General features: G+C 55.7%; 18 protein-coding genes. 5 read left to right on the top strand and 13 right to left on the bottom strand.

Translation table 11 applies throughout. From position 1 onward, the window contains the following. Nucleotides 1-252: 252 nt before the first annotated feature. From Q1Q75_RS19660 to hcp, 8 genes are all read right to left on the bottom strand, one after another. The gene (locus tag Q1Q75_RS19660; protein ID WP_300674238.1) at nucleotides 253-1584 is read right to left on the bottom strand and encodes a sigma 54-interacting transcriptional regulator; all 1332 of its coding nucleotides are present in this window, start codon (nucleotides 1582-1584) and stop codon (nucleotides 253-255) included. A 74-nt stretch (nucleotides 1585-1658) separates the two neighbouring features. Then, nucleotides 1659-1871, bottom strand: a complete 213-nt coding sequence (locus Q1Q75_RS19655) for a heavy metal-associated domain-containing protein (protein WP_300674236.1) — start codon at nucleotides 1869-1871, stop codon at nucleotides 1659-1661. Between the two features lie 115 nt (nucleotides 1872-1986). Further along, nucleotides 1987-2814, bottom strand: coding sequence for a 4Fe-4S dicluster domain-containing protein (locus Q1Q75_RS19650; protein ID WP_300674234.1), 828 nt, complete (start codon nucleotides 2812-2814; stop codon nucleotides 1987-1989). Between the two features lie 125 nt (nucleotides 2815-2939). Further along, nucleotides 2940-3362: a hypothetical protein gene (locus tag Q1Q75_RS19645; protein ID WP_300674232.1), complete on the bottom strand. Its 423-nt coding sequence runs from the start codon at nucleotides 3360-3362 to the stop codon at nucleotides 2940-2942. A 143-nt stretch (nucleotides 3363-3505) separates the two neighbouring features. Next, the gene (gene cooS / locus Q1Q75_RS19640; protein ID WP_300674230.1) at nucleotides 3506-5476 is read right to left on the bottom strand and encodes an anaerobic carbon-monoxide dehydrogenase catalytic subunit; all 1971 of its coding nucleotides are present in this window, start codon (nucleotides 5474-5476) and stop codon (nucleotides 3506-3508) included. Between the two features lie 315 nt (nucleotides 5477-5791). Beyond that, complete coding sequence (locus Q1Q75_RS19635) at nucleotides 5792-6544, bottom strand: 4Fe-4S binding protein (RefSeq protein WP_300674228.1); 753 nt, start codon at nucleotides 6542-6544, stop codon at nucleotides 5792-5794. Between the two features lie 97 nt (nucleotides 6545-6641). Next, nucleotides 6642-7313 carry a phosphohydrolase gene (locus Q1Q75_RS19630; RefSeq protein ID WP_300674226.1) on the bottom strand — a complete coding sequence of 224 codons (672 nt, stop codon included), beginning with the start codon at nucleotides 7311-7313 and terminating at the stop codon, nucleotides 6642-6644. Nucleotides 7314-7450: 137 nt separating this feature from the next. Further along, on the bottom strand, nucleotides 7451-9064 hold the full coding sequence (gene hcp / locus Q1Q75_RS19625; RefSeq protein ID WP_300674224.1) for a hydroxylamine reductase: 1614 nt from the start codon (nucleotides 9062-9064) through the stop codon (nucleotides 7451-7453). 293 nt (nucleotides 9065-9357) lie between these two features. Between hcp and Q1Q75_RS19620 the strand changes: the two genes are divergently transcribed. Then, complete coding sequence (locus Q1Q75_RS19620; protein ID WP_300674222.1) at nucleotides 9358-10044, top strand: Crp/Fnr family transcriptional regulator; 687 nt, start codon at nucleotides 9358-9360, stop codon at nucleotides 10042-10044. 101 nt (nucleotides 10045-10145) lie between these two features. Here the strand turns inward: Q1Q75_RS19620 and Q1Q75_RS19615 are convergent, their stop codons facing one another. The 3 genes from Q1Q75_RS19615 to Q1Q75_RS19605 form a co-directional block, all read right to left on the bottom strand. Further along, complete coding sequence (locus Q1Q75_RS19615) at nucleotides 10146-11495, bottom strand: multiheme c-type cytochrome (RefSeq protein WP_300674220.1); 1350 nt, start codon at nucleotides 11493-11495, stop codon at nucleotides 10146-10148. Nucleotides 11496-11534: 39 nt separating this feature from the next. Next, a complete protein-coding gene (locus Q1Q75_RS19610) occupies nucleotides 11535-12107 on the bottom strand; it encodes a NapC/NirT family cytochrome c (protein ID WP_300674218.1) in 573 nt (190 codons plus the stop codon). A 453-nt stretch (nucleotides 12108-12560) separates the two neighbouring features. Next, nucleotides 12561-13037 (bottom strand): ferritin family protein, encoded by a 477-nt coding sequence (locus Q1Q75_RS19605; protein WP_300674215.1) that lies wholly within the window; start codon nucleotides 13035-13037, stop codon nucleotides 12561-12563. A 1233-nt stretch (nucleotides 13038-14270) separates the two neighbouring features. On the opposite strand from Q1Q75_RS19605, the gene Q1Q75_RS19600 reads away from it, so the two are divergent. The 4 genes from Q1Q75_RS19600 to Q1Q75_RS19585 all read left to right on the top strand — a co-directional run bounded on the left by Q1Q75_RS19600 (nucleotide 14271) and on the right by Q1Q75_RS19585 (nucleotide 19186). Continuing rightward, on the top strand, nucleotides 14271-15590 hold the full coding sequence (locus Q1Q75_RS19600; protein WP_300674213.1) for a cytochrome ubiquinol oxidase subunit I: 1320 nt from the start codon (nucleotides 14271-14273) through the stop codon (nucleotides 15588-15590). A gap of 61 nt (nucleotides 15591-15651) precedes the next feature. Continuing rightward, nucleotides 15652-16671 carry a cytochrome d ubiquinol oxidase subunit II gene (gene cydB, locus Q1Q75_RS19595; protein ID WP_300674211.1) on the top strand — a complete coding sequence of 340 codons (1020 nt, stop codon included), beginning with the start codon at nucleotides 15652-15654 and terminating at the stop codon, nucleotides 16669-16671. 186 nt (nucleotides 16672-16857) lie between these two features. After that, nucleotides 16858-17616, top strand: coding sequence for a hypothetical protein (locus Q1Q75_RS19590; RefSeq protein WP_300674209.1), 759 nt, complete (start codon nucleotides 16858-16860; stop codon nucleotides 17614-17616). Between the two features lie 277 nt (nucleotides 17617-17893). Beyond that, the gene (locus Q1Q75_RS19585) at nucleotides 17894-19186 is read left to right on the top strand and encodes a pectin acetylesterase-family hydrolase (RefSeq protein ID WP_300674207.1); all 1293 of its coding nucleotides are present in this window, start codon (nucleotides 17894-17896) and stop codon (nucleotides 19184-19186) included. Between the two features lie 378 nt (nucleotides 19187-19564). Here the strand turns inward: Q1Q75_RS19585 and Q1Q75_RS19580 are convergent, their stop codons facing one another. After that, a complete protein-coding gene (locus tag Q1Q75_RS19580; RefSeq protein WP_300674205.1) occupies nucleotides 19565-20788 on the bottom strand; it encodes a DUF1461 domain-containing protein in 1224 nt (407 codons plus the stop codon). Between the two features lie 330 nt (nucleotides 20789-21118). Beyond that, nucleotides 21119-22918, bottom strand: coding sequence for a VTT domain-containing protein (locus Q1Q75_RS19575; RefSeq protein WP_300674203.1), 1800 nt, complete (start codon nucleotides 22916-22918; stop codon nucleotides 21119-21121). Nucleotides 22919-23115 lie beyond the last annotated feature (197 nt).

Here is a 23115-nt window from a genome sequence, read left to right as displayed (position 1 = left end):
GCGCTCATATGCAAGGCATCAGAGCTGAAGATGTAGTGGTTTACCTCAAAGCTCTGATAACGCGGCAGATGAGTGCACCCGGCTCGCCCGAAGGGTGAGAAAATCAGACAGAATACCGTAAATTACATTTTGCATTTTTGAAACGACTGAAAATATTACCATAAAGAACTGTAATTATGAGTTATTCCTTAGGCCTGATTGTTTTCTCATGAAATATCCGGGCTAAACCATCATCTCAGGGCTTAAAATAAGTTACTCGTCACCCAGGGTGGGGTGATCGTCAAGAAAACGATAAAGGGTCGCCCGTCCAACCCCTAAGACACGTGCCGCCTTGGCCTTATTGCCACCGGTTTTGACCAATGACTCCCGAACCGATGCTTCGTCTAATTTTCGCGTTGGGCCGCGCTTGACGGACTCCTCACGCATCACCCCGAGTTCCATGGGAAGATCCGAGGCAAGAATACTATTTCCTTTGCAACGGACAATGGAAAACTGAACGGCGTTCTCAAGCTCCCGAACATTGCCCGGCCAGGCATACACCACCATAAGACGCATGGCTTCGTTCGAAAAATCCGGCGATTTACGCCCCTGACGCTGGGTGCACTTGTCGAGAAAATGATCCACGAGAAGCGGAATATCATTCCTGCGTTCCCGCAAAGAAGGCAAAAGAATCGGGATCACATTCAAACGGTAATAAAAGTCCTCCCGGAACCGCCCGGCCTTCACCTCTTTCTTCAGGTCTTTATTGGTGGCGCTGATAATCCGGGCATTGGAGGTCAGGGTCTTTTCGCCCCCCACCTTCTCAAAGGTACCCTCCTGAAGAAATCGAAGCAGCTTGACCTGCATCTCCAAAGAGAGTTCGGCCACCTCATCTAAAAACACTGTGCCGCCCTCTGCCAGCTCAACACGCCCTTTTTTATCCCGGATGGCCCCGGAAAAGGCGCCTTTCACATGGCCGAAGAGTTCACTCTCGATCAAATTTTCAGGCAAGGCCCCGCAGTTAATGGGAACAAAGGGACCGCCCCCCCTCCTGCTTTCGTTGTGAATGGCTGCCGCCACCAGCTCTTTACCGGTGCCTGTTTCCCCGAAGAGATGAACAGGAAAATCATACTCCGCCACGTCGCGCACCTGTTGGAACACGTCGAGCATCTTCACATCCCGACCAATAATATTGGAAAAGCTCACCCTCTCACCGGCCCGGCGACGCAACTCCATAAGATCGGTCAAATCCCGAAAGACGGCCAGCACCCCGAAGGGTTGCTCTTCATCATCCCGCATCATGGAGACAGTCATCTCCACGGTCCGGGTCTCCCCCTGACGGGTCACGATATTGGTTCGATAGCAGGTGGTTTCTGCCAGATCGACAGACTCACCGCAAAAAGAGCAGCGGGCACCGCATAACGGTCCACCCAGGGCGTCATGGCAATCTCTTCCGATCACATTTTCCCGGGAGAATCCGGTAATGCGCTCGGCTTCACTGTTAAAGTAAAAAATCCTGCGCTGGAAATCGTGGGCAACAATCCCATCTTTGAGATTATCCAGGATGCGCTCCAGGTTCCGGACGTTACCGACTATGTTGTTCAAAGACAATCCACTCATAATGCACTTAGTTAAAATATTATGATAGGAAAGTCAATCGCCCTGAAAAACGCGGGATCTCATGTCGCGGAATACCCGGCCGCGGTGATCGCTTTCTTGACCCGTCCCACGACCCCGTCTTCTTCTGCTTCGAAGGTGACGCAGGCCGTCTCGAGGCTGACCATCACATACGCCGTTCCAGCCACCGCCTCCACCGCCCGGGTCACCGCACCGGCACAGTGCATGCAATTCATGCCGGCTACCTTGATTTCCTGCCTGTCTGCCTCTGCCATGGTCTCCTCCTCACCCGAAAGCCTTCCGATCTGAAAGGTCCCAACCTCACATGCCCTCTTCCCCCACCTCGCCAATTAAAGCCGAAGAAGAGCAAAAAAAATCCGCATCATGGCCTCAGGGTCTCAGACTCCCCACGGGAATCAAAGACCGGGGAAGAAAACGAACCGTCACCTCCTGATAATTTTCTTCCGTAAAAAGACGGGAAAACCGTTCCCCATGAGTACTCCTGGCTTTGTAGTCCGCCACACAGTGGCGAACAATATCATAGGCTGCCTCTTCATCATAAATGCCAGGCAGTTCCATGGCGAGACGGGGATGGCGTCCCAGGCGTCCCCCCAGCAAAATCCGATACCCCTTGCGCAGGCCGACCAGGGTACTGGCGTCGCAGGCATCCACACATCGCCCGCAGAGCAGACAGGTCTCAAAATCGATCACAGGCCCTTCGTCGGTGAGCAGAAGGGCTTTTTCTGCGCAGGCCGCCTCGCAGGCCCCACACTGGGTGCAGGGGACCTCCCCGGTCTCCGGGACCACCGCACCGATGATGCAGATATCTCGAATCTGGGGTTGCGAACAGGCGTTGGGGCAATCGGCAAAGGCCACGCGAAGTTCATGGTGAAATTTAAGCTTCCCGGAGACACTCTTCTTCAAAAAGCCCCGAATATCTTCCGCCTCCAGGAAAGTCGTCACCCGCTGCTGAAGCTTCTGGCTTCCATGGGCTTTTCTCGGACACCCCCCGTCACCGAAACAAGACTCCACCTGAAACCCAGCCACTTCGTCCTCCATCTTATTTAAAAACCGGGCTCGCGTTTGATGAACCTCTGTGAGGGAGATCTCTTCCAAACCCGCGTTCTTCGCCTCTTCTTCCACTCGGGACCTCACCCGCTTCCGGACAAAAAAGGGAACCTTCTTTATCTCTGTCTCTGCCTCTTTCGTCCATTTCATACCATTCCACGTCCTCTTCACCATCGTTACAACGCGCCGATGGTTTTGGTTTTTTTCACTGCCGTGAGCAACATTTCAAAAGGGATCAGGGCTTGGAAACCCTCGATCGGGTGCGTAAAAACAACTCAGTCAACAGGGACATTCAAGAGGCCCTTATGGGTCTCTATCAGTGCGGATTCGTCCTCATGAACGAGTCGCCAATCCACCGTATAAAGCATCTCACGGCCGACCATCGTCCCCTCTTTCAAGGTGGCCACTTCCATGGCGCGTGCCTCCGCAAAAAACTCCACCCACAAGACCTTGGTCAAAGCCATCCCGAACTCCTGACAGAGAGATTGGGCAAAATACTGAAAATGATTTCTCACATTAAACCCTTTGCCCGTATCGGCAAACAGGCAGATCACCGGCTTCATGTGAAACACCCCCTGCGGGGTTGTATCGGAGATATCTACAATCTTCACCCTGTAGGATCCCGGCCACCAGCTCACCGGACGTTTTCCGGTGCTTGTCTTGCCTGACCAGGAGTAGATGCCATCAAATAGAATCATCGTTTTATCCTGCATGAAGTCTACACAGGCCATGGGGCCCCGCGCCAGCACATCATTGCCCGTGCGGCGGTCGGACCCAGCCTGCCCTGAAAATGTCGACAGAGCGGACGATACTGCCTTTTTTCGCCCGCCCTGTCACCTGTTTACAAGGCCAGTTCACGCCGCGTGGCCATGTCCATCAGCACACGTTCGCGGGACTTGTCGATGCCCAACTCCTGACGTTTCTTATCGATATGAGCGATCATCATGGCCGCCATTTCGTAAGGATCCGGGGTCACCCCCCACTTCCCAAGGCCCTGATCTTCAAGGCCGCCGAACAACAGCTCATGAAACTTCGTATTCTTCACCGTAGGGAACCCCACCCCAAAGACGGTGTAAACACCTGAGGCCACGAAATATTGCCCGATGGCCACCGCCTTCTCACTCATCCACTCCGGAGCCGCACCGGCCACAGGAAGATCGGCAATGGAATCACCGAGACCGCCCTGTTTCACCATGGCGGTGGCGGCCATCAAAATCCGGGTGTTGTCCACACAGGAGCCCAGGCCAAGAATCGGAGGCATGCCCACCGCCTCACACACCTCCCGCAAACCAGGACCCGCCAGATACGCCGCTTCCGGAACGAGGAGGCCCTCTTTGGCCAGGGAGATCTGAGAACATCCGGTCTGGATCACCAGCACATCATTTTTGATGAGCTCCTTCACCAGCTCCACATGGACCCAATCCTGTTTGACCCGCGGATTGACGCAGCCCACGACGCCTGCCACACCCCGGATACGACCGTTGATGATGTTATCGTTTAAGGGGGCATAGCCGCCGCGGAAGGTGCCGCCCAGCATGTAGTTGATGTACTCATGGGAAAATCCATGGATCCCCTTGTTGACAATCTGCGGAATATCCACCTCCACCCCGCGATTGGCAAACCGGGCAATGGCCAGGGTGATGATCTCATCGGTACACGCCCTGGGGGTATGCTCCTCGAATTCGATGTGTCGTGCCCCTTCGATATGACATCGGGGGTTGGTGGTAATGAGGTGGGTTTTATAAAAATCGGCGGTCTTCACCAGCCCCTGCTGAATGCACTGAATATCCACGGCCATGGCATCCACGGCTCCGGTGACCATCACGGCTTCAGTGCTCATAAAGTTCCCGGCATGAGGAACGCCGTGGCGAGACATCATCTCTGCACCGGAGCAGCACATCCCCACCAGGTTAATCCCTTTTGCCCCTTTGTCCCGGGCAATCTGGGTCAGGGCCGGATCGTTAACCGACGCCAGCATGGATTCGAAGAGATTGGGCTCGTGCCCGTGGACAATGACGTTGACATGATCTTTTTTAAGAACACCGAAGTTCACATCGGCCTGCACCGGGGAGGGGGTGCCGAACATGATATCCCCCAACTCTGTCGCCACCATGGACCCGCCCCAGCCATCGGCCAGAGCCGTCCTGCTGATGGCCTTGGTCATGTTCTTGTAATGCTGATCACAGCCCATATGGGTGCGGCTCATGATGCCCATCACCTCGATCATCGCCCCCCGAGGGACGATATCGAGCTTACGCCAGGTTTCAAGGGTCTTGGCCGGCACGCGTTTGATAAAGGGGATCTCGCCTTCGGTCTGTGTGTAGGTTTTCTCCAGTTCGGCCGCCAGGGCCAGAGCCATCTCCTGGATACTCATGCCCGCGATCTCTATCTCCAGCTCAACGCAGAGGGCTTCCAGTTTGTAAGGGTCTTTGATGGAGTAATCGGTGATGGTACCGGACGCGACCCCTTTAAAGAGTTCAAGGACAGCCATGCCGTGGTCGTTATGCGCCGCAGAACCAGAGGCCACCATCCTCGCCAGGTTCCGTGACTGAATGGTATCGATGGTCGCCCCGCACACACCCACCTTGCTATAAGGGTCCCTCGCGTTCAGGCGGCACGGCCCCATGTAGCACATCTTGCAACAGGCGGATTCCGCACCGATAGGACAGGCTTTCATCTCTGCAGCCCGGTCAAAAGCCAACTTAACGCCGTCTTTTCTTGCCTTCTCCAGCATAAGACCGGTGGCCTCACACTGGGTGACATCTTTAATGGCGAGGATCTTCTTGATCGACTTATCCGATTTTTCCATCATTCACTCCCCTTGATGGCCGAATAATGCGGAGAACAACGTAGAACCTTCAACGGAGACGAACGGCCACCAAATCTTGGTGTTGGGCCTGCTTCAGCAGGTCGATGAGCTGTGACTTCATGTCTCGTTCGAAAATGAAACCAGATCGAGCTGACCGGCAGATGAGACCGCCCCCACTTTTTTCTATTCGAAGGGAAGCAGGACCTCACCTGTATCACCGATACGGAGCTCTTTAAGAGGATCAGATGCAGGATTCATGCCGGTGGGATATGATTCACCATACCCCACCAACCTCATTTATACAATATCGCGAAGGGGTTACCCTTTGATCGTCCCATCCAGAGCGATCACCACCTCCGTTATCGGGACATCGGCTCCAGATAACTCAAGCCCTTTTTTTACAATCATCGGCAATCCGGAACAGCAGGGCACCTCCATGAGGAGCACCGTGACGCTCTTGATACCGGCCACGGAGAAAATATCCCGAAACTTTTCGATGTAGCTCTGGGCATCGTCAAACTTGGGGCACCCCAGCATCACCTTGCGTCCCTTGAGATACGTGGTGTGAAGATCGGGGTAAGAAACCGGCACACAATCGGCGGTGACCAGAAGATCGGCCCCCTTCAGAAAAGGCGCCGTGGGCGGAATGAGACGAATCTGTACCGGCCAGTGAGACAAGGCTGAGACACCGGACAATTGATCCTTGGGAATGTTGGCGCTCTGACAGGGCGACGGAGCCTTCAGATCCATGAGAGTCGCCGAAGGGCACCCACAACCGGAACCGGCCTCTGCAGCTGGCGGTTGCGCCCCTTTGTCTGTGCGCTCCTGCGCCGCCAGATGCTTATGAACGGCCTCCTCATCATACGCATCGGCCTCACGCTCCACAATGTGCAGGGCGTCCTCCGGGCAGTCCCCAATACAGGCACCCAGACCGTCACAAAGCAGGTCTTTGATCACCTTGGCCTTTCCGTCGATGATTTCAATGGCCCCTTCGGCACACGCAGGCACACACGCTCCGCATCCCGTGCATTTGTCCTCATCAATTTCGATAATTTTTCTCATGATCTTCATGGGCACTCCCCTTCTATTTTAAGCCTTATTCTTCGGCATACATGTCTTGTTACCCGCCCTGTTCATCCGGCAGGACAGGATCCTGGGTGATCAAATCCTATCCGCGGACAAGGGCGCTGCGAGCCGTTTTTTCTGCACCGGCCGTCTTCAGCCGGCGGGCCAGCCCGCCTTGAAAGGCCACCTCGTCAAGGGGATCTCCCCCGCAGCGGTCCTCTTCGTCAGCGATTTCGCATGCGTCCTGCAAGATCGACTGGTTATCACTCCCCCCATCCTTTGATGAGAGCCCCTCCAGAACGGCCATCACTTCAGTAACGAGCCCTTCTGGAGCGGAAATCGTGGAAAAAACCTCGACCCTCTCCTCGGGTGAGAGAGCGGTCAGGTAAGCCCCGCAAAGAAGAACAGCGAGATCCGCCCCCTCTTCCTGGGCCGCGATGTGTTCCGCATGGCCCGCCAGACGTGCGGCCCGACCAATACGAGAGAAATCTTTCCCGCAGCGTTTTTTCACCTCCACCGCCACCCGATCCTTGATAAAACTCCGTTTTTCCGCCAGAAGTTCAGGCGGCAGGGAACCAATACACGATTCTGCAAACTGGCAATAGGAGGCGCATCCGAAATCGAGCTTGGGGTTCACCAGTCGTTTTCCACACCCACGGCAGGTGCGCAGGGTGTCGTCTTTAAAGAACTCCACCGTGGCCCCGCAATCGGGGCAGGCGGCTTCAAAAATAGCCCCAGCCCCCCAATATTGGGTATCCTGACCTGGACATTTCATGGTGCACCCCCTTGGGTTGGGTGAGATCATCACTGGGTGGTTGAGAAAAGCCTCTGGCAGCCCTGTTGGGGGACAACCTTTCGAAAGGGTGCCAAACAGATCTTAACGTTTGACACCCAATGAATGTTGATGAGGAGTTACCCCAGAGCAGCCTTCAAATCGTCTTCTACGGTGCCGGTGGGGGCAATGTTAAAATTTTCCACCAGGACGTTGAGGACGTTGGGCGAAATAAACGCAGGCAATGTGGGCCCGAGTTTGATGTTCTTGATCCCCAGGTGGAGCAGGGAGAGAAGAATGACGCAGGCCTTCTGCTCATACCAGGAGAGAATAAAAGAGAGGGGAAGCTCATTCACACCGCAATCGAAGGCATCGGCCAAGGCCAAAGCAATCTTCACCGCTGAATACGCATCGTTGCACTGCCCCACATCAAGGAGCCTGGGAATGCCGCCAATGTCGCCGAGTTTCTTGTCAAAGAAACGGAACTTTCCGCAGGCCAGGGTCAAGACGATGCAATCGGAAGGAATCTGCTCCACCATCTCGGTGTAGTAGTTACGTCCCGGCTTGGCGCCGTCACATCCACCCACCAGGAAGAAATGACGGATATCCCCGCTCTTTACCGCCGCAATGATCTTGTCTGCCACACCGAGAACGGCGTTGTGACCGAAACCCACCATGACGGTGTCCTTGTCGGTGTCGGCGGGAAATCCGTCACAGGCCAGCGCCATGTCGATGACCGGTGTAAAATCCTTGCTGTCCCCAATATGCGCCACACCAGGCCACCCCACCAAACCGGTGGTGAAGATACGGTCGTTGTAGGTTTCTCTGGGCTTCTGGATGCAGTTGGTGGTCATGAGAATGGGCCCGGGAAAGGCGTCAAACTCTTTGGCCTGGTTCTGCCATGCCGTGCCGTAATGACCATGGAAATGATCGTATTTTTTCAGCCCAGGGTACCCATGGCAGGGAAGCATCTCACCATGGGTGTAGATGGTAATTCCCTTGCCTTCGGTCTGTTTGAGCAGAAGTTCCAAATCCTTCAGGTCATGACCGGACACAAGGATGGCCTTGCCCGCCTTGGCGCCCAGGGGAACCACGGTGGGGACGGGATGACCGTAGGTCCCGGTGTTCCCGGCGTCCAGAAGCTCCATGGCACGAATATTCACCTCACCGCACTTGAGGCAAAGCCCCACGAGATCGTTGACGCCCAGCCCATCATTGACCGTAGCGGCCATCGCTTCATAAACAAAGGCGAAGACGACCGGATCCTTCTGGCCGAGGATGGCCGCGTGGTCTGCGTAAGCCGCCAGCCCCTTCAGGCCGTAAACGAGGAGTTCCCGCAAGGAACGAATGTCTTCGTCAAGGCTTGGATCGGCCTTGACGCCCACGCTTTCACCCAGAGTCACCAGCTCGGCCTGGCTTTTCCCCGCACAAGAGCAGGAGGGCCCTTCCAGGCTGAGCCCGGTCTTCTGTTTAAGTGCCTGGGTGTAGCTTTCACACTCAGCGATGAGTGCCACAAAACGGGCCGGATCAAAATCAACGTTGGTCAGGGTGGAGAAAATCGCTTCACAGGTAAAAAGATCCATCTTCTCATCACGATGACCCATCTCGGCCGCTTTCACCGCATAGAGTGAAAGGCCTTTCACGGCATGAATCAACAGATCCTGAAGAGCTGCCACCTCAGGTTTTTTGCCGCACACGCCAATCTTGGTACACCCGGTTCCCTTCGTTGTCTGCTCGCACTGATAACAAAACATGTCGATCTCCTCGCTCTTATTTATGGTTGCCATGTGTCTACCGGACCCGAGTCATGCCCGCCGGCATCTACCATCACCAAGCGTCAGGGCCATTTATTTATTTTTTAAAAGAAAAACCGTGTTCTTGAAAATGAAGCTCTTTTCTTATTTACGTGTCTCTTATCTACGCCATCTGCCCTCCGCGTTCCTTGACTTAGGTCAAGGAGAATGCAAAAACGTAAAAAAACACAGCGCCCTGGATCAAAACGGGGTGAACCCGATTAAACACCCACATTTCAGGAGAGAGTGCCCCCATGCCCCTTAAGCCCCCTGTCATCCTTGCTTCGGTTCCTCTGTTCAACGGGCTGGGGTCCCACCACCTCGACCTGCTGACCAATCTGGCGATTCAAAAGAGCTATAAAAAGGGAGAATTCGTCTTTTCCGAAGGAGATCCCGGCGACGGGTTCTATATCGTCGTCGAAGGCCAGGTAAAGGTCTTCAAGACCTCCTCGGAAGGGAAAGAGCAGATCCTGCATATCTTTGGTCCCGGGGAGCCCATCGGCGAAGTGGCCGTCTTCGCCGGGATTCCTTTTCCAGCCAACGCCGCCGTTCTGGCGAAAAGCGTCCTGCTCTTCTTTCCCAGAGATGCCTTTATCCGCCTCATCGCCAAGGACCCCTCCCTGGCCATGAAGCTGCTGGCCGTCCTGTCCACACGACTCAAACAATTTACCGTTCAAGTCGAAAACCTCTCCCTCAAAGAGGTCCCGGGACGTATCGCCTCCCACCTGCTCTTCCTCGCCGAGGAACAGGGAAATCGACATCGGGTGACCCTGACCATCTCCAAAGGGCAGCTGGCCAGCCTTCTGGGAACCATCCCTGAGACCCTCTCCCGCATTCAATCCAAAATGGCGGCCCAGGGGCTCATCACGGTCTCCGGCCGGGAGATCGCCTTGTTGGACCTTGAAGGACTTGAACGTCTTTCAGAGACGGGGAAACTGTGATCTCTCAGTCATAAAAAGCACAGCAAATAACATGCCGCCAAACGACCTGAGGGCGAAACCGCATGCAGTTTCGCCCCCAAGTCCCTCGGCTCACCCCACCATCAAAGGGGGCCGGTGCTCATCACAGGGCTCAAGGCCTCGATCCCGTTTGTCTTCACCCGCAGGTTGTAGAGAGCCTCCATGTCCTTGTAGACCTGAAATATCTGGAAGAACCCATGCCAGTGCGCATAATCCGGCCCGCCCATGGCCGCGCCATGACGCGCCCTGCGCCCGGTATGATGCCAGAGGTAATACATCAACTCCTGGAAACCATCTTTCCAGGGGTCGTCTTTGAGGAGCTTTCGGGCCTCCAGGTCTTTTTTCATCACCACCGCCTTGTCCCAGTAAAGATTGTAAAGCGCGACCGTGCTGTCCAGGGTGTCACGCTGAACCTTGATGTGGGTCGTTCCATGGCAATTGGCACACACTTTTTTCATCAGGACTTCGCCCTTTTTGCCATCCCCGCGCACCCCGCTTCGAATCTCGCTGCGCTGGTGGACCAGATCCCACTTCAACCGCTCATTGATATTGTGGGTGGTGCCCAGTTCGCCAATCCCACTCATGTGGCAGGTGGCACAAGTGGGCGCCGTATAATCCCCCGGCTCCCAGGTGTCCGGTGCGCTGTCCCACTCCCACTCGTCTCCATGGGCGAGAAACACCTGGCCATGCTTGCTCTCGGTATAAATTTCAATGTTGGGATGATCGGGACCCAGGTGGCAGCTGGCGCACGCCTCGGGCTTCCGCGCCTCTGCAATGGAAAAGGTGTGGCGGGTATGACACACCGTGCAGTTGCCGATGGTGCCATCTGGATAACGGGTCCCCACCCCACCAGGCCAGGTCTCCTTGATCGGCTTGTTGTCTGCCCCCACCTCCACCTGTGTGCCATGACACATCTGACACCCGCTCGACCGAGCGGCTCGATTGGAGGGCGACCCCATGGGATTCCCTATGAACTCAGCCCCTTCAAAATGGTACATCAGCTTGAGAAATTTTTTATTTTCAATCACCGGTATACCGGCCAATTTTGCGTGGCCACTCTTCTGAAACTGCTCCACCTCCACGGGATGACACCGGCTGCAGGTTCCCGAGGAGACCATGGGTGAGATATAGGTCTCGGACCCTTTGAGCCCCTCACACTGAGAGGCCATCGGAGATCGTTGGGTTACGGTGTGACAATCGTAACACGAGACCCCGGCGTGGGCCATTTTACCGAGTTTCCACCCCTCCACCACCCCGGGGGTCTTGGCGGCATGGCATTCGATACAGGCCAGCGCCTCCTGACTGTATCCCCGAACAATCTTGAACTCCTTGGCCGCAAGATCAGGGTAGGTGACCTCGGCCCCCCCTTGAGTCGCCATGCCCATCAAAAAAATCACCATCCACATCACCACGCGCTTGCCTGAAGTCCACATGAACGTCTCCCCTTTCATCATAAAGATCACGTCACAGGCCTACATCGCCCTCTCCCTGGAAAAATAACGGTCTGCCATCTCCAGCATGTCACGATGCCCCACATGGGGGTGACACTGGCTGCAGGTTTTCTCTGTTTCACCACGTAATTTGGCCCTGTGGGCCAGAAATCCGCCTCGCCGCATCCCCGGCGGAGTCAGGTCCATGTGACAGGACATGCACGCACTGTCAAAAGTAAACGACTGGCGATGCGCTTCGGCATTGCCCGCCCAGTCGTAGGTGTAGGGGTCGATAAACAGGTTATGGTAATAGTCGTTGGCACCGGTCCGGGCCTTCACGACCAGATATTGCAGGTAGCTGCCATGGGGCAGGTGGCAGTCCACGCACTGGGCCACCACCCCCCTCGGGTTGGCACCGCCGTGCGCGGAAGCCCGCCAGGCATCACGAAAAGGATTCATGTAATGACAGCTGATGCAAAATTTATCGGTGTTGGTGGACTCGATCATAAACCCAGAGGCCAGCACCAGAAGAACCGTGACCACGATGCCGAAGCCGGCACCCCAACCCAGAATTTTCAGAGGATTTTTGCCTTTCAACCACGCAGGTCGGGTCATACCGTTCCTCCTTCATGAAAAATACCGACAAGGGGGCCTGACCACCCCATCGATCGGCATGTGCGGGAACTCAAAAGGAATGAAAAATGACGAAAACCTCACAAACAGCAGAGCAGACAGGTCCCGGGAACCATCGAAAACGACATCCGGGAAGAAAATTTACAGTGACACGCAGCCGTAGAAACAGGAGAGAAAAAAGGATGAAATGCGTTGAGGAAGAATTTATAATCGATGTAAAAATTTAAACTTTATTGGATCAATTTTCAAGTAAAATCAGAGAGAGGGGTCTCATCAGAGAGTAAAAAAGCCATCGATACCGGTTCACCTGACCGAATCGCCACCCGGAGGATTTCAACGAAACTCAGGCAAAAAAACACCTGCCCCCACAAACGAGGAAACAGGTGTCGTACTTCTGCATGCCGGGCATGAATCCCGGACAAAAAACGGCTCCGGTTACTTACCGATGGCCATAAGGCGACCGGAGAGAAGCTTGATATGCTTCATCTCTTCCTTGATGATGGCATCAATACGGTCTTTGCCACGGCTTCCGGCGACCAGGTCCTTCATGCCGAGATAAAAAACGATGGAGTCTTTTTCTGCGGTAATGGCCCCTTTGAGAATTCCGGTCATAGAGGAGAGGTCCAAGGCCTTGTCGTAGAACACACGGGTGTCTGCCAGGGCCTTCAAGTACTGAGCCGCTTCGTCTTCCGGGTCGAAGGTGAGCTCAGATTTTTCATCGGCGCCCAGGTTTTTTCTCAGATCGCCGAACGTCACTTCATGATCATCTTCCATCTCGGCAAGCTCAATAAGAAACTTTTTGTCCGCGTCATTGGTCACCGCCTCAGCAGCTTCCCTGTAGTAGGCAGCGCCATTTCTCTCAATCTGTTCTGCCATCTCAAAAATTTCATTTGCGTTAAAACCCAGACCCATCGCTCATTCTCCTTATGATAAATGATAAAGTATTCACCGATCCTCTGACCCAGCCGCTGAGGTTCTGATCGGTATCAATCAATATTCGTGCCATTGAAACAAAAGTGTCGACCCGTGCCTCTGTTTCCAGAAGGAAAAAGGCCACCAACGGATTTCATGGTTCATCAATTAGCTCACCATAAACAGACTCATATATATAATTCCTCTTCCGCACAAGTCAAGTCAAGTGGCCATTTTCCAAGCCAATAATGTCTATAGCCAAAAAAGACGGAGCCTCCAGCCCTCGGACATCGGCATTAAGGGGTCATCCTTTGACCCCAGGCACCGGCTCGAGCTGCTGCATCACCTGTTCCATATTAATAGAAAAATGAGACATTAAACCCCACCCGTCTCTGCCGCGTCCAGGCCCCACACCGCCTCAAAGGCCCCACACTGCGCCTCGGCTCGCGGCCAACCCCCTTAAATAGGAGAGAAACCCACAATGACACCCCTCCGGCCACGCCCTCTGTCTCATCGCAATACGGGACAGATGCGTCTCTTTTCGCGCCACCACGACGTGGCCGCTGGAAGGGCTCCCTCCGGCCCCATCTCCTCGGGATCTCATCAAAAAATAATTTCCCTTTGCACCACACCCCATTAATCAGTATAATTTGCGAGTTGGGCAAGAGGCTGCCCTGTTAATCATGGACAAAGAGCTCTCCCCTGTTGTTCCCCGCTGTTCTGCATGGTCCGACATGCATACACAACGTTGGCATATGTTTTGCTGTACTTTCTTCAATCGGTTTTTTAGACGCATTTCACCCCCGTTTGACTGCAGCGGCATCTCGATCCCAAGACAGAATCGCCATGCGCTGATCACAATAAACGCTGGTCCAAGCGCCACTTTAAAAAGGAGGCCCCCATGAACACCACCCCCCATTGCCCTGGGCATGAGCCCTTCAAAAGCATTCAACCTATTGAAGTCACGTGTAAAAAATGCGGCACTGCCAACGAAGTCTTCTCTGACGAGGTGGAAAAAACCCACCTGTGCAGCAAATGCAAAGAGCCTCTGGATGTTAAAAAGGCGATAAGCTGATCCTCTTTGCCTTGACGTAATAAGCGTTCTCGGGATGGTTCCCTTTGACGTCTGCCCAAGAGACGGCACACGGAACCATCCTTTTTATTTAGATCATAAAAAAAACCCATGGTCCGTGTTGCTGATACTGATATTGATCTGGATGTAAGGAGGAATGTATGGATGTCGTTCTGCTCTCCCGTCTGCAGTTTGCCGCTGCGACAATGTTCCATTTTCTTTTTGTCCCATTAACCCTGGGACTCTCCGTCCTGGTGGCTATGATGGAGACCCGGTACGCGAAAACCGGCGATGAGACCTGGCTGCGCATGACCCGATTCTTCGGCAAGCTCTTTCTCATCAACGTGGCCTTAGGGGTGGTCACCGGCATCACCTTAGAATTCCAGTTCGGCACCAACTGGTCCCGCTACTCCGAGTATGTCGGAGATATCTTCGGATCCCTGCTCGCCATTGAAGCCACCGCCGCCTTCTTTCTGGAGTCGACCTTCATCGGCATCTGGATCTTCGGATGGAAAAAGCTCTCCGCGCGGGCGCATGCCAATGTCATGTGGCTGGTCGCCCTGGCCGGATCCCTTTCGTCTGTCTGGATTCTCATCGCCAATGCCTGGATGCAGCACCCCGTGGGATACGTCATCAGAAACGGCCGCGCCGAGCTCGCCGACTTCATGGCCGTCGCCACCCAGAAGTACGCCCTCCTGGAGATCTCCCACACCCTCTCTGCCGCTTACCTCTACAGCGCCTTTGTGGTCATGGGCATCAGCGCTTACCACCTGCTGAAGAAGCAAAACGTCGAACTCTTTACCCGGGCATTTCGCCTCGCCCTGATCTTTGGCGTCATCTCTGCTGCGGTGGTTGCCATCTCCGGGGACATGCACGGGGTCAATGTCACCCATACCCAACCCGCCAAACTGGCCGCCATGGAATCCCACTGGGAGACCACCACCCGAGCACCTTCCTTTATCCTGGCCATCCCCGATGAAAAAAACGAGCGAAACCTGATTGAATTCGGGCGTATCCCCGGCCTTCTCAGCTTCCTCGGCAAGCATGATTTCAACGCCGAGATCATCGGACTCAATGATATCCCCAAAGACGAAAGACCGCCGGTGCTCATCACCTCGCTGGCCTTTCGAGCCATGGTGGGAAGCGCCACCCTCATGATCTTTCTCACCTTCTGGGCCTTTATCAAGCGCAACAAGCTCCTTGAGAGCCCCAAACTCCTGACGGCCATCGTCTTTGCTATCCCCTTGCCCCTGCTCACCATTGAAGCAGGCTGGGTCCTCACCGAAGTCGGAAGACAACCCTGGATCGTCTACGGCTTGATGAAAACCTCCCAGGCCGCCTCTCCCATCGCCTCCGTACAGGTCCTGGGAAGCCTCATCGGATTCGTCGTGGTCTACAGCATCTTAGGGGTCGCGGGGTTCTGGCTCATGATCAAACACGCCAGGACCGGTCCTGAACCCGCCCGTGAGGCTTCCGTATAGCATCCCGAGGCCGTCACATACGCAGCACACATCTTCTGAATTGATTTAGGAGGACTGATACATGGTTTTGCAATCAACGTGGTTTTTTCTCTGGGGGCTCCTCTGGGCCATCTTTTTTATTACCGATGGATTTGACTTCGGGGTGGGCACCCTCTACCCCTTTCTTGGCAAAAACGACACCGACAAGCGCACGATGATCGCCGCCATCGGTCCCTTGTGGGACGGCAACGAGGTCTGGCTTATCACCGCAGGTGGCGTCACCTTCGCCGCCTTCCCCAAAGTCTACGCCGTGATGTTCTCATCGCTTTACACCCCCTTGATGCTGATCCTTTTCGCCCTGATCATCCGCGGGGTCTCCTTTGAGTTCCGCGATCAGATCAAAAGCCCGGCCTGGACCCGGGTCTGGGACACCGCCATCTTCGTCGGCAGTTTTGTGCCCGCCCTTCTCTTCGGGGTGGCCTTCGCCAACATCTTCATGGGCATCCCCTTCAACGGCGACGGCGTTTACGAAGGCACCCTTCTCACCTTGCTCAACCCCTACGGCCTGGCCGGCGGTGTGCTCTTCGTGCTCCTGTTCACCCTGCACGGCGCACTCTGGCTCTGCATCCGCACCGATGGAGACCTCCAGCAACGGACCATCCGCACCGCACGCATTCTCTGGCCGGTGCTCGTCGTGGCCGCCGTCACCTTCCTGGGGGCCAGCTGGTTCGCCACCGACCTCTACAACAACTACCTCGCGCAACCGGCCCTCTTCCTGGTGATTGTCTTCACCGTGATCGCCCTGCTGGCCATTCGGATCTTTATCGCCCGGGAAGCCTGGTTCAAAGCGTGGTTCGCCTCCTGCGCCACCATCTTCGGAGCCACCTTCTACGGCATCGTCGGACTCTTTCCCAACCTCTTTCCCTCCAGCCTGGATGCGGCGTTCAGCCTCTCGGCCTTCACCGACTCCTCCAGCCCCCTGACCCTGAAGATCATGTTAGGGGTGGTGCTCATCTTCATCCCTCTGGTCATCGGCTATCAGGTTTGGGCTTACAGCGTCTTCAGCCACAAGGTCACTGAAGAGGATTTTTACGCTCACTGATTCCCGGACACCTGAATGGGATCTGCCGCACTTACGTCTCACAACCCCAAAAGCCCTGCCTGCCCGCAGGGCTTTTTTTTGTTACAGACGCAAACCCTTATGCTATGACTGCTGGGGTGCGTTAGAATACACCGACGTTCACGGGCCTGACACGATGCCCCCCCCCCTTCCACCCCTGGAGATGCCATGAACATCGAGAGACTCCGTTTCAACGCCATCCAGAAAAGCCTGAGATCTAATATTTTTCACACCGCCGGAACACAGGTGATTGAACAGGCCCTCCTGACCCTGGCCGCCCATCCTGAGGTGCAGCACCTCGCCCCGGAGACCTGTCACTGGCAGTCCCATCTCCTCACAGCCAGAGCCGACCACGACGTGGAGGAGCAGGAATACGCCCTCCTTGAGCTCTACCGCACCCTCCACACGGCAGGGGCCGGGTACACCGACGATGAACAGCTGCAACTCGACGACCAGAAAGGCCTCCACGGCCTCTCCGGCGGACTCCTGCCCCTTCTCATGGCCAGGGAACTCATCACCCCGGCGACCCGCATGGCCGACTTAGGAGCCGGAAACGGCCTCCAGGGCCTCCTCCTGCAATGCCTGGCCCCCCACCGGCACACCCTCCATGTTGAACTATCCAAAAGTCACATCGCCGCCGGACGCCTCTACCAGAACGTTTTGGGCATCCCGGACGACCGCATCTCCTGGCGCCACGGAGACCTTTTCTCAGCCGACCTCTCCGACACCACCCTGGTCTACCTCTACCGCCCGGTGCGTCCCTCAAAAACCACCGCCCCCCTCTACCGAAAGCTGGCAGCAACCCTTGCGTCCATCACCCACCCCGTCCACCTCATCAGCGTGGCCGACTGCCTGACCCCCCACTTTGAAACCCCGGTAATCCCCCTCTATACCGACGGGTTCCTCACCATCGCAACAATACAGTGAGCCCCCCCGCAATGAATCAATCGTTGATTTTTTCATCTGAACGGCGTTTAATATACAGAATCCCATTTAATAGTTCCCCCATCCCAGGGCTTCACGTCCCCATCGGAGTATCCCACCAAGGCCCAATCGTATCCCATACACACCATAAGATGTGATGTCCCGGCAACCGGACCTCTTTTCGTGCCATTGATACATCCCCCACGGCCGGCCGTCCATCAAGGCCTCTTCACCCCATTTTTTTTTACGCCTCCCAACCCAAAGCCAGGAGAATGCCATCATGCGCAAATGGTCCATCATCCCTTTTTTGGTAATCGTATTCGTCCTCCCCTTTCTTTTCGGGGGCTGTGACGAGGACATCCAGTATTACAAATGGAACCTGGTCCAGCTGGAATCAAAAGACGGCGTCGACTACGTCTGCGGCAATGGATCCCCTTACAAATTTTTCGTCAACCCCTCCCTTACCAGCAAAAATGTGCTCATCTACTACGAAGGGGGCGGAGCCTGCTGGGACTACCCCAGCTGTTCAGGCCAGAGCGGCATCCGCGGTGCAGCCAACCCCAACGGGATCCCCGACGACTACATGGAAGGCTTCTCTGTTCCCGCCATCATGTCCCCCTTCATCTTCCGTGCCCATCCCTGGGAACGCGTGGCCACCCAGGACTGGACCCTCATCTTCGTGCCTTACTGCACCGGAGACATCTTTATCGGCGACAACACCGCAATTTACACCAGCGAGGACGACACCGAGCTGACGTGGCACCACAACGGTTTCAAAAACACCCAGGGGATTCTCGACTGGATGACCGATGGCCCCTTTAAAAAACACTTCAAAACCATCCCGAAACTCATGGTTACCGGCTGCAGTGCCGGGGGAGCGGGGGCCTTTCTCAACTACCACTTCATCCGCGACAAACTCAAAAATAACGTGGACGAGGCCATCCTTCTTAACGATTCCGGCCCCATCTACTACACAACCACAGAGACGCCTCCCGACGAGATCGATCCCAACTGGACCGGGAACCTCTGGTCCGGCCCCCTCCACACAAAAATCCAGGACGCCTGGGGGGTTGGCACCGTCCTGGACCACATCGACGATGAGTACGGTCTTAACCGAGAGGACTACGGCTCCCTGAACACCGTCCTCTCCAACCTCTACCCTGATGACAAACTCGCTCACACCCAGTTCACACGGGACGCCATCTACTCCGGCTACTCCTACGACCGGTTCTACGACCCCGTCCCCACGCCGGACAAGATTCATGCCATGTGGGGCGATGATCAGACCTATCTGCTGGCCATGTACAACGACCTCTACGGGAAAAATAAAAACATCGGCTACTTCGTGCCCTACTACCGCCCCTTTAACGAGAGCCACTGCTCCTGCGTCCTCTCCTTCGATGACACGCACATCACCGGTACCGGCATGAACGTGGGAGACTACGCCAACAGCCTCCTGGACAGCCGACAATCCATGACCGACATGCGAATCCTCGAAGAGCCCAGTGAAGAAGAGCTCACCCGCCCCTACCCCTTCTGGAATCTCCTCGATCTTCTCATGGGCGCACTTTAAACCAGAGCGCTTGGCGCTCTCCTCCCGCCAAACGCTAAAAAGCAGCCTCCGGCGGCAAGGTGACGCCACCTTGAAAGCGGGTTTGCGAATGCAACTAAAGTTGTCGGGACTCTGGACACCTCGCGTCCGCATTCGCGTGAAGGGTGAGGGGGTGCCTTGTACGCCACAAGCGCAAGAGTTGCGGGAGCTTCTCTTTTAATCCAGAGGTTGACTTTAACCGGAATAACTCCGGCCGACGTAAATTTTAAATATGTATTTAAGACCTGTTTGTTAAACTTTCTTGTCGCGCCGTAGCCCTTGGGCGAAGGCAGATCAAAAGTTTAGCCCCCGGCAGGGCCGCCGGAGGCATATGCTGGATAGTTACCGGCGGCCGGGGATTTATCCCCTGCCTGCCGAAGGCATGTTCGTGTTTTTCTCTTTCATTCGCGCAAGCACCCGGGCCTGCCGGTCGGGGATGGCCGCAAGGCGTTTTTGGAACTGTTCCAGAAGGAAGCGGTGTCGCGCGAGATCACGTTCGCCCATCTCCCCTTCGTACTCTGTCAGGATCCACTCCAGCATGGCGATGCTGTCCCGGGTGAGGAGGGCCTGTTCCTCATAATAGCTGTGAACCTCATCTTCCGATGCGATGTTGGCGCTGATGCGGCCGTAGAGTTCGTTTCGCGATTTTTTCTCTTCTGAACGCAGCCACTGCTCATCCTCATCCTTGGGAGGCAGCGCCAGATTGCCGGGGAGACTCTCCCGAAGGCGGTCCATGTCGGGCGTAAAGGGTTTGCCTTCATCAGCCACCTCGGGCATCAATGCCGGGGCTCTACCCTCGGAGCTCGGACTGACATCGCCAACCGGAAACCTCGCTTTCTCCGCCACCGCTTCGGCAAGGGTGAGCGCAAGGCGCCTCTCTTCGGTAACCATCCGATATCCCAGAGTTAAAACAACCCCCAACACCAATCCCAGCGCCATCCAACCCATTCGTTTCATTGCGTCTCCTGTCCGTGAGGTTTGGTCCGTCGTCCCTGAATGCGGCCCTTTTCCCTTACGCCACAAAATCCCCAGCAGGCAGCCATTAAGGACCATGGCACACCCGATCCCCAGGGCAATCATCCAGAAAAAAAAAGTTCGTGGCATCAGGTAATAGGAGACATCCAGGGGGGTGTTCAGCCAGAGATGATTGGAAAATAGAAGCGGGTGAAAGACCTCCCGCCAGAAGGTCTTGAAAAATGGAAAGACCCCCGTAAGAAAGGGAAAAATGAAAAGATTAATCAGGGCAGATCGCCTTAGCATCCCCCGGGTTGCGGTAAGACCCAGAAAAAAAAGCGCCGCCACCGCCATCCACGAGGCCACGTCCAGTCGCGCCCGCGCCTCCGCCAGATGCTGCCGCTCCTTTTCGGTCCACGCCGGCGCCGACAATTGCCCGGTATGAGTCAAATACGAGGCCAACTGCCGAATGAGCTCGTGAGGCGGCCCCTCTTCCCAATGGGCACACCGGCTATGCAACCGGCAGGAGAGATCGTACGAAAAAGGGGTATAAACCATGACCGCCACCGGCAGCCAGAAGGTGGCATAAAAAAGAGACAGCCCGCAAAGCAACGCTCGAATACGCGACATACCCCTCCTGAGAGTCTGGATTGAAGCGAAAGAAAAAGAGAACGATTCAGCTCATGAAAGCAGCCCTCTATGGGCAAAGTACGGGGCAAAAACGTACCTCCGGCAGCAAGAGAGGCACCCTTACCGCTTAGCCCGGATATTTCATGAGAAAACAATCAGAACCAAGGAATAATTCATAATTACAGTTCTTTGCAGTAATGTTTTTAGTCGTTTCAAAAATGCAGAATGCAATCAACGGTATTCTGTTTGATTTTCTCACCCTTCGGGCAAGCCGGGTTAGCTAACTTTCTGGTATCATATCCACTTTCTCCTACCTTGTCGAGTGCGACATCACGGTACTTTTTTCCAGAAACGTTTGACGAGAAAAGGAATCACCCCCACCGCACCCAGCAGGAGAAACCCCCACACAAGGGGGGCGGTAATCCGTCCCTGGAGAAGATCCAGGAGGGAGCTGGAGAAGAGGATAAAAGCGAGGGTGGCGGGAAATATGCAGACCGAGGTCGCCGCCACATAATGGGAGAGGCGCACGCGGGTGAGCCCAAAGGCATAATTCAAGAGAAAGAACGGAAAAACGGGCACCAGCCGGGTAAAGGCCACCACCTTCCACCCCTCCTCGGCCACCTTTCGGTCCAGACGTTCGAGACCGGTGCCTGCCACCTTGCGGCGCACCCAGTCCCCGGCGAGGTAGCGTGAGGTGAGAAAGGCCAGAGTCGCTCCGCCGGTGGCACCCACCATGGTGTAAATCAGGCCCATGACCGGGCCGAAGAGAAGACCTGCGGCCAGGGTGAGCGGGCTTGCGGGAAGCAAAAGACAGGGACCGATGCAATACAAAGCAATAAAGATAACCGGTGCGGCAAGGCCATAACCTTCCACCCACTGCCTCACCGCCTCCGGCGCCAGGGAATCGGTCAAACCGGAGCGGTGAAGGACCATCCCGGCTCCCACCAGCCCCAAACATATAAACAACTTCAGCCACAGGCCGCCTTTTGCCGGTCGGTCCATGGGGATATGCCGCTCCCGCGTCACCGCAGGCTCCGACAGGTTCTTCACCTTTCGCTTCAGCAGCCATCGGTTCACGTAGGTCAACGGGCTTTTCGCTACCCTGGGCACCGCGCCCTCCCCATTCAAATAGAGATCGAGAATATGACGGACCTTCCCCCCCTGGCCCAGACGTGACGCGCACCCGGTGCAGTAGGTGAGAAGCGCCCCCTCTTTCCGCCGGGTCAGAATACTCTCCCGCCAGGCACCGGCATACCCCGGACAGACCGCCCCCACGGCCCCCCCCTCCCCACAGCAGTGGGTCAGACGGCCCCCTCGGGTCGAATCCACCATCCTCGCACCGCTCCGCAGAGCCAAGGCCTTGACGGCCTGATGAATGGCCACGTCAAAACGGACCGCGCACGGGTCATGAATCATCTGAGGGCCGGTCAGGGGAGACGGGGTTAAATCGGAATCTGCCGCCATGAGCTCATACACGCTTTGGGTCTTAAGGCCCTCTCCATACTGGTGAAACACCTTAAAGCAGTTCGGACAGGCCACCACCACACGGCGCACCCCCTGATCCAGAAGCCAGCGCTGCAGCTCCCCGAAGGCGGTTTCAAACACATCCTGACGCCCCAGATCATGGGAAGGTTTGGTACAACAGTCCAACACCAGGCCCATGGCGGGAGAGGACTGGCGCAGGTAGTTCCAGAGGCGAAGCACCTTCTCATGACGCGTCCCCGACAGGCCGCACCCGGGGAAAAAAACCGTATCACACCCTTCCGGAAGATGGCTCCAGGTAAACCGGCGCGACACCCCCCGGGCTTCGTAAGCAAGCAGGGTCGAGTACGAAGCCAGAGCCACCTTCCCGGCCCTCACCGCCTCCTGCCTTAAGGAGAGAAAATAAGCGGCGGGATCATCCCCTTCCGGGCAGAGGGCCGTGCAAAGCCCGCACAAAGAGCAGAGATACGAAAGACGAAACGCCTCTTCCGGGTGGGTCTGCGCCAGGTCACGAATCTCACGGGGGCTCCCATGCTCTTTCAAAAAAGCACAGGCCCCCAGGCACCGTCCGCACCCCGAGCAAAGCGGTTCCCGGGACGGATGGGCATCAGGGTAACGACGTAAGATTCCGTTTTTCAATCGATGCATGCTCCTGATATATTTCTGAGAAAGGTTTCTGAGAAAGGGTGGTAATGAATCAACCCCTTAAAATATGCGCAGATCTTCCCGCTGTCAAAACGAAAAAATCGATTCCCCTGTCCCCCACCATTCATCACACCAATCAGTGGCGCATCTTCGCTCTGATCCATCCCCCCACCGCAAGCAATCAAATCTCTCATGGTATC

This window comes from Desulfoluna sp. (assembly GCF_030145185.1).
Taxonomy (GTDB): Bacteria; Desulfobacterota; Desulfobacteria; order Desulfobacterales; family Desulfolunaceae; genus Desulfoluna.
The sequence above is the reverse complement of the archived record's forward strand: the minus strand, read 5'-3'. Positions and strand labels throughout refer to the sequence as shown.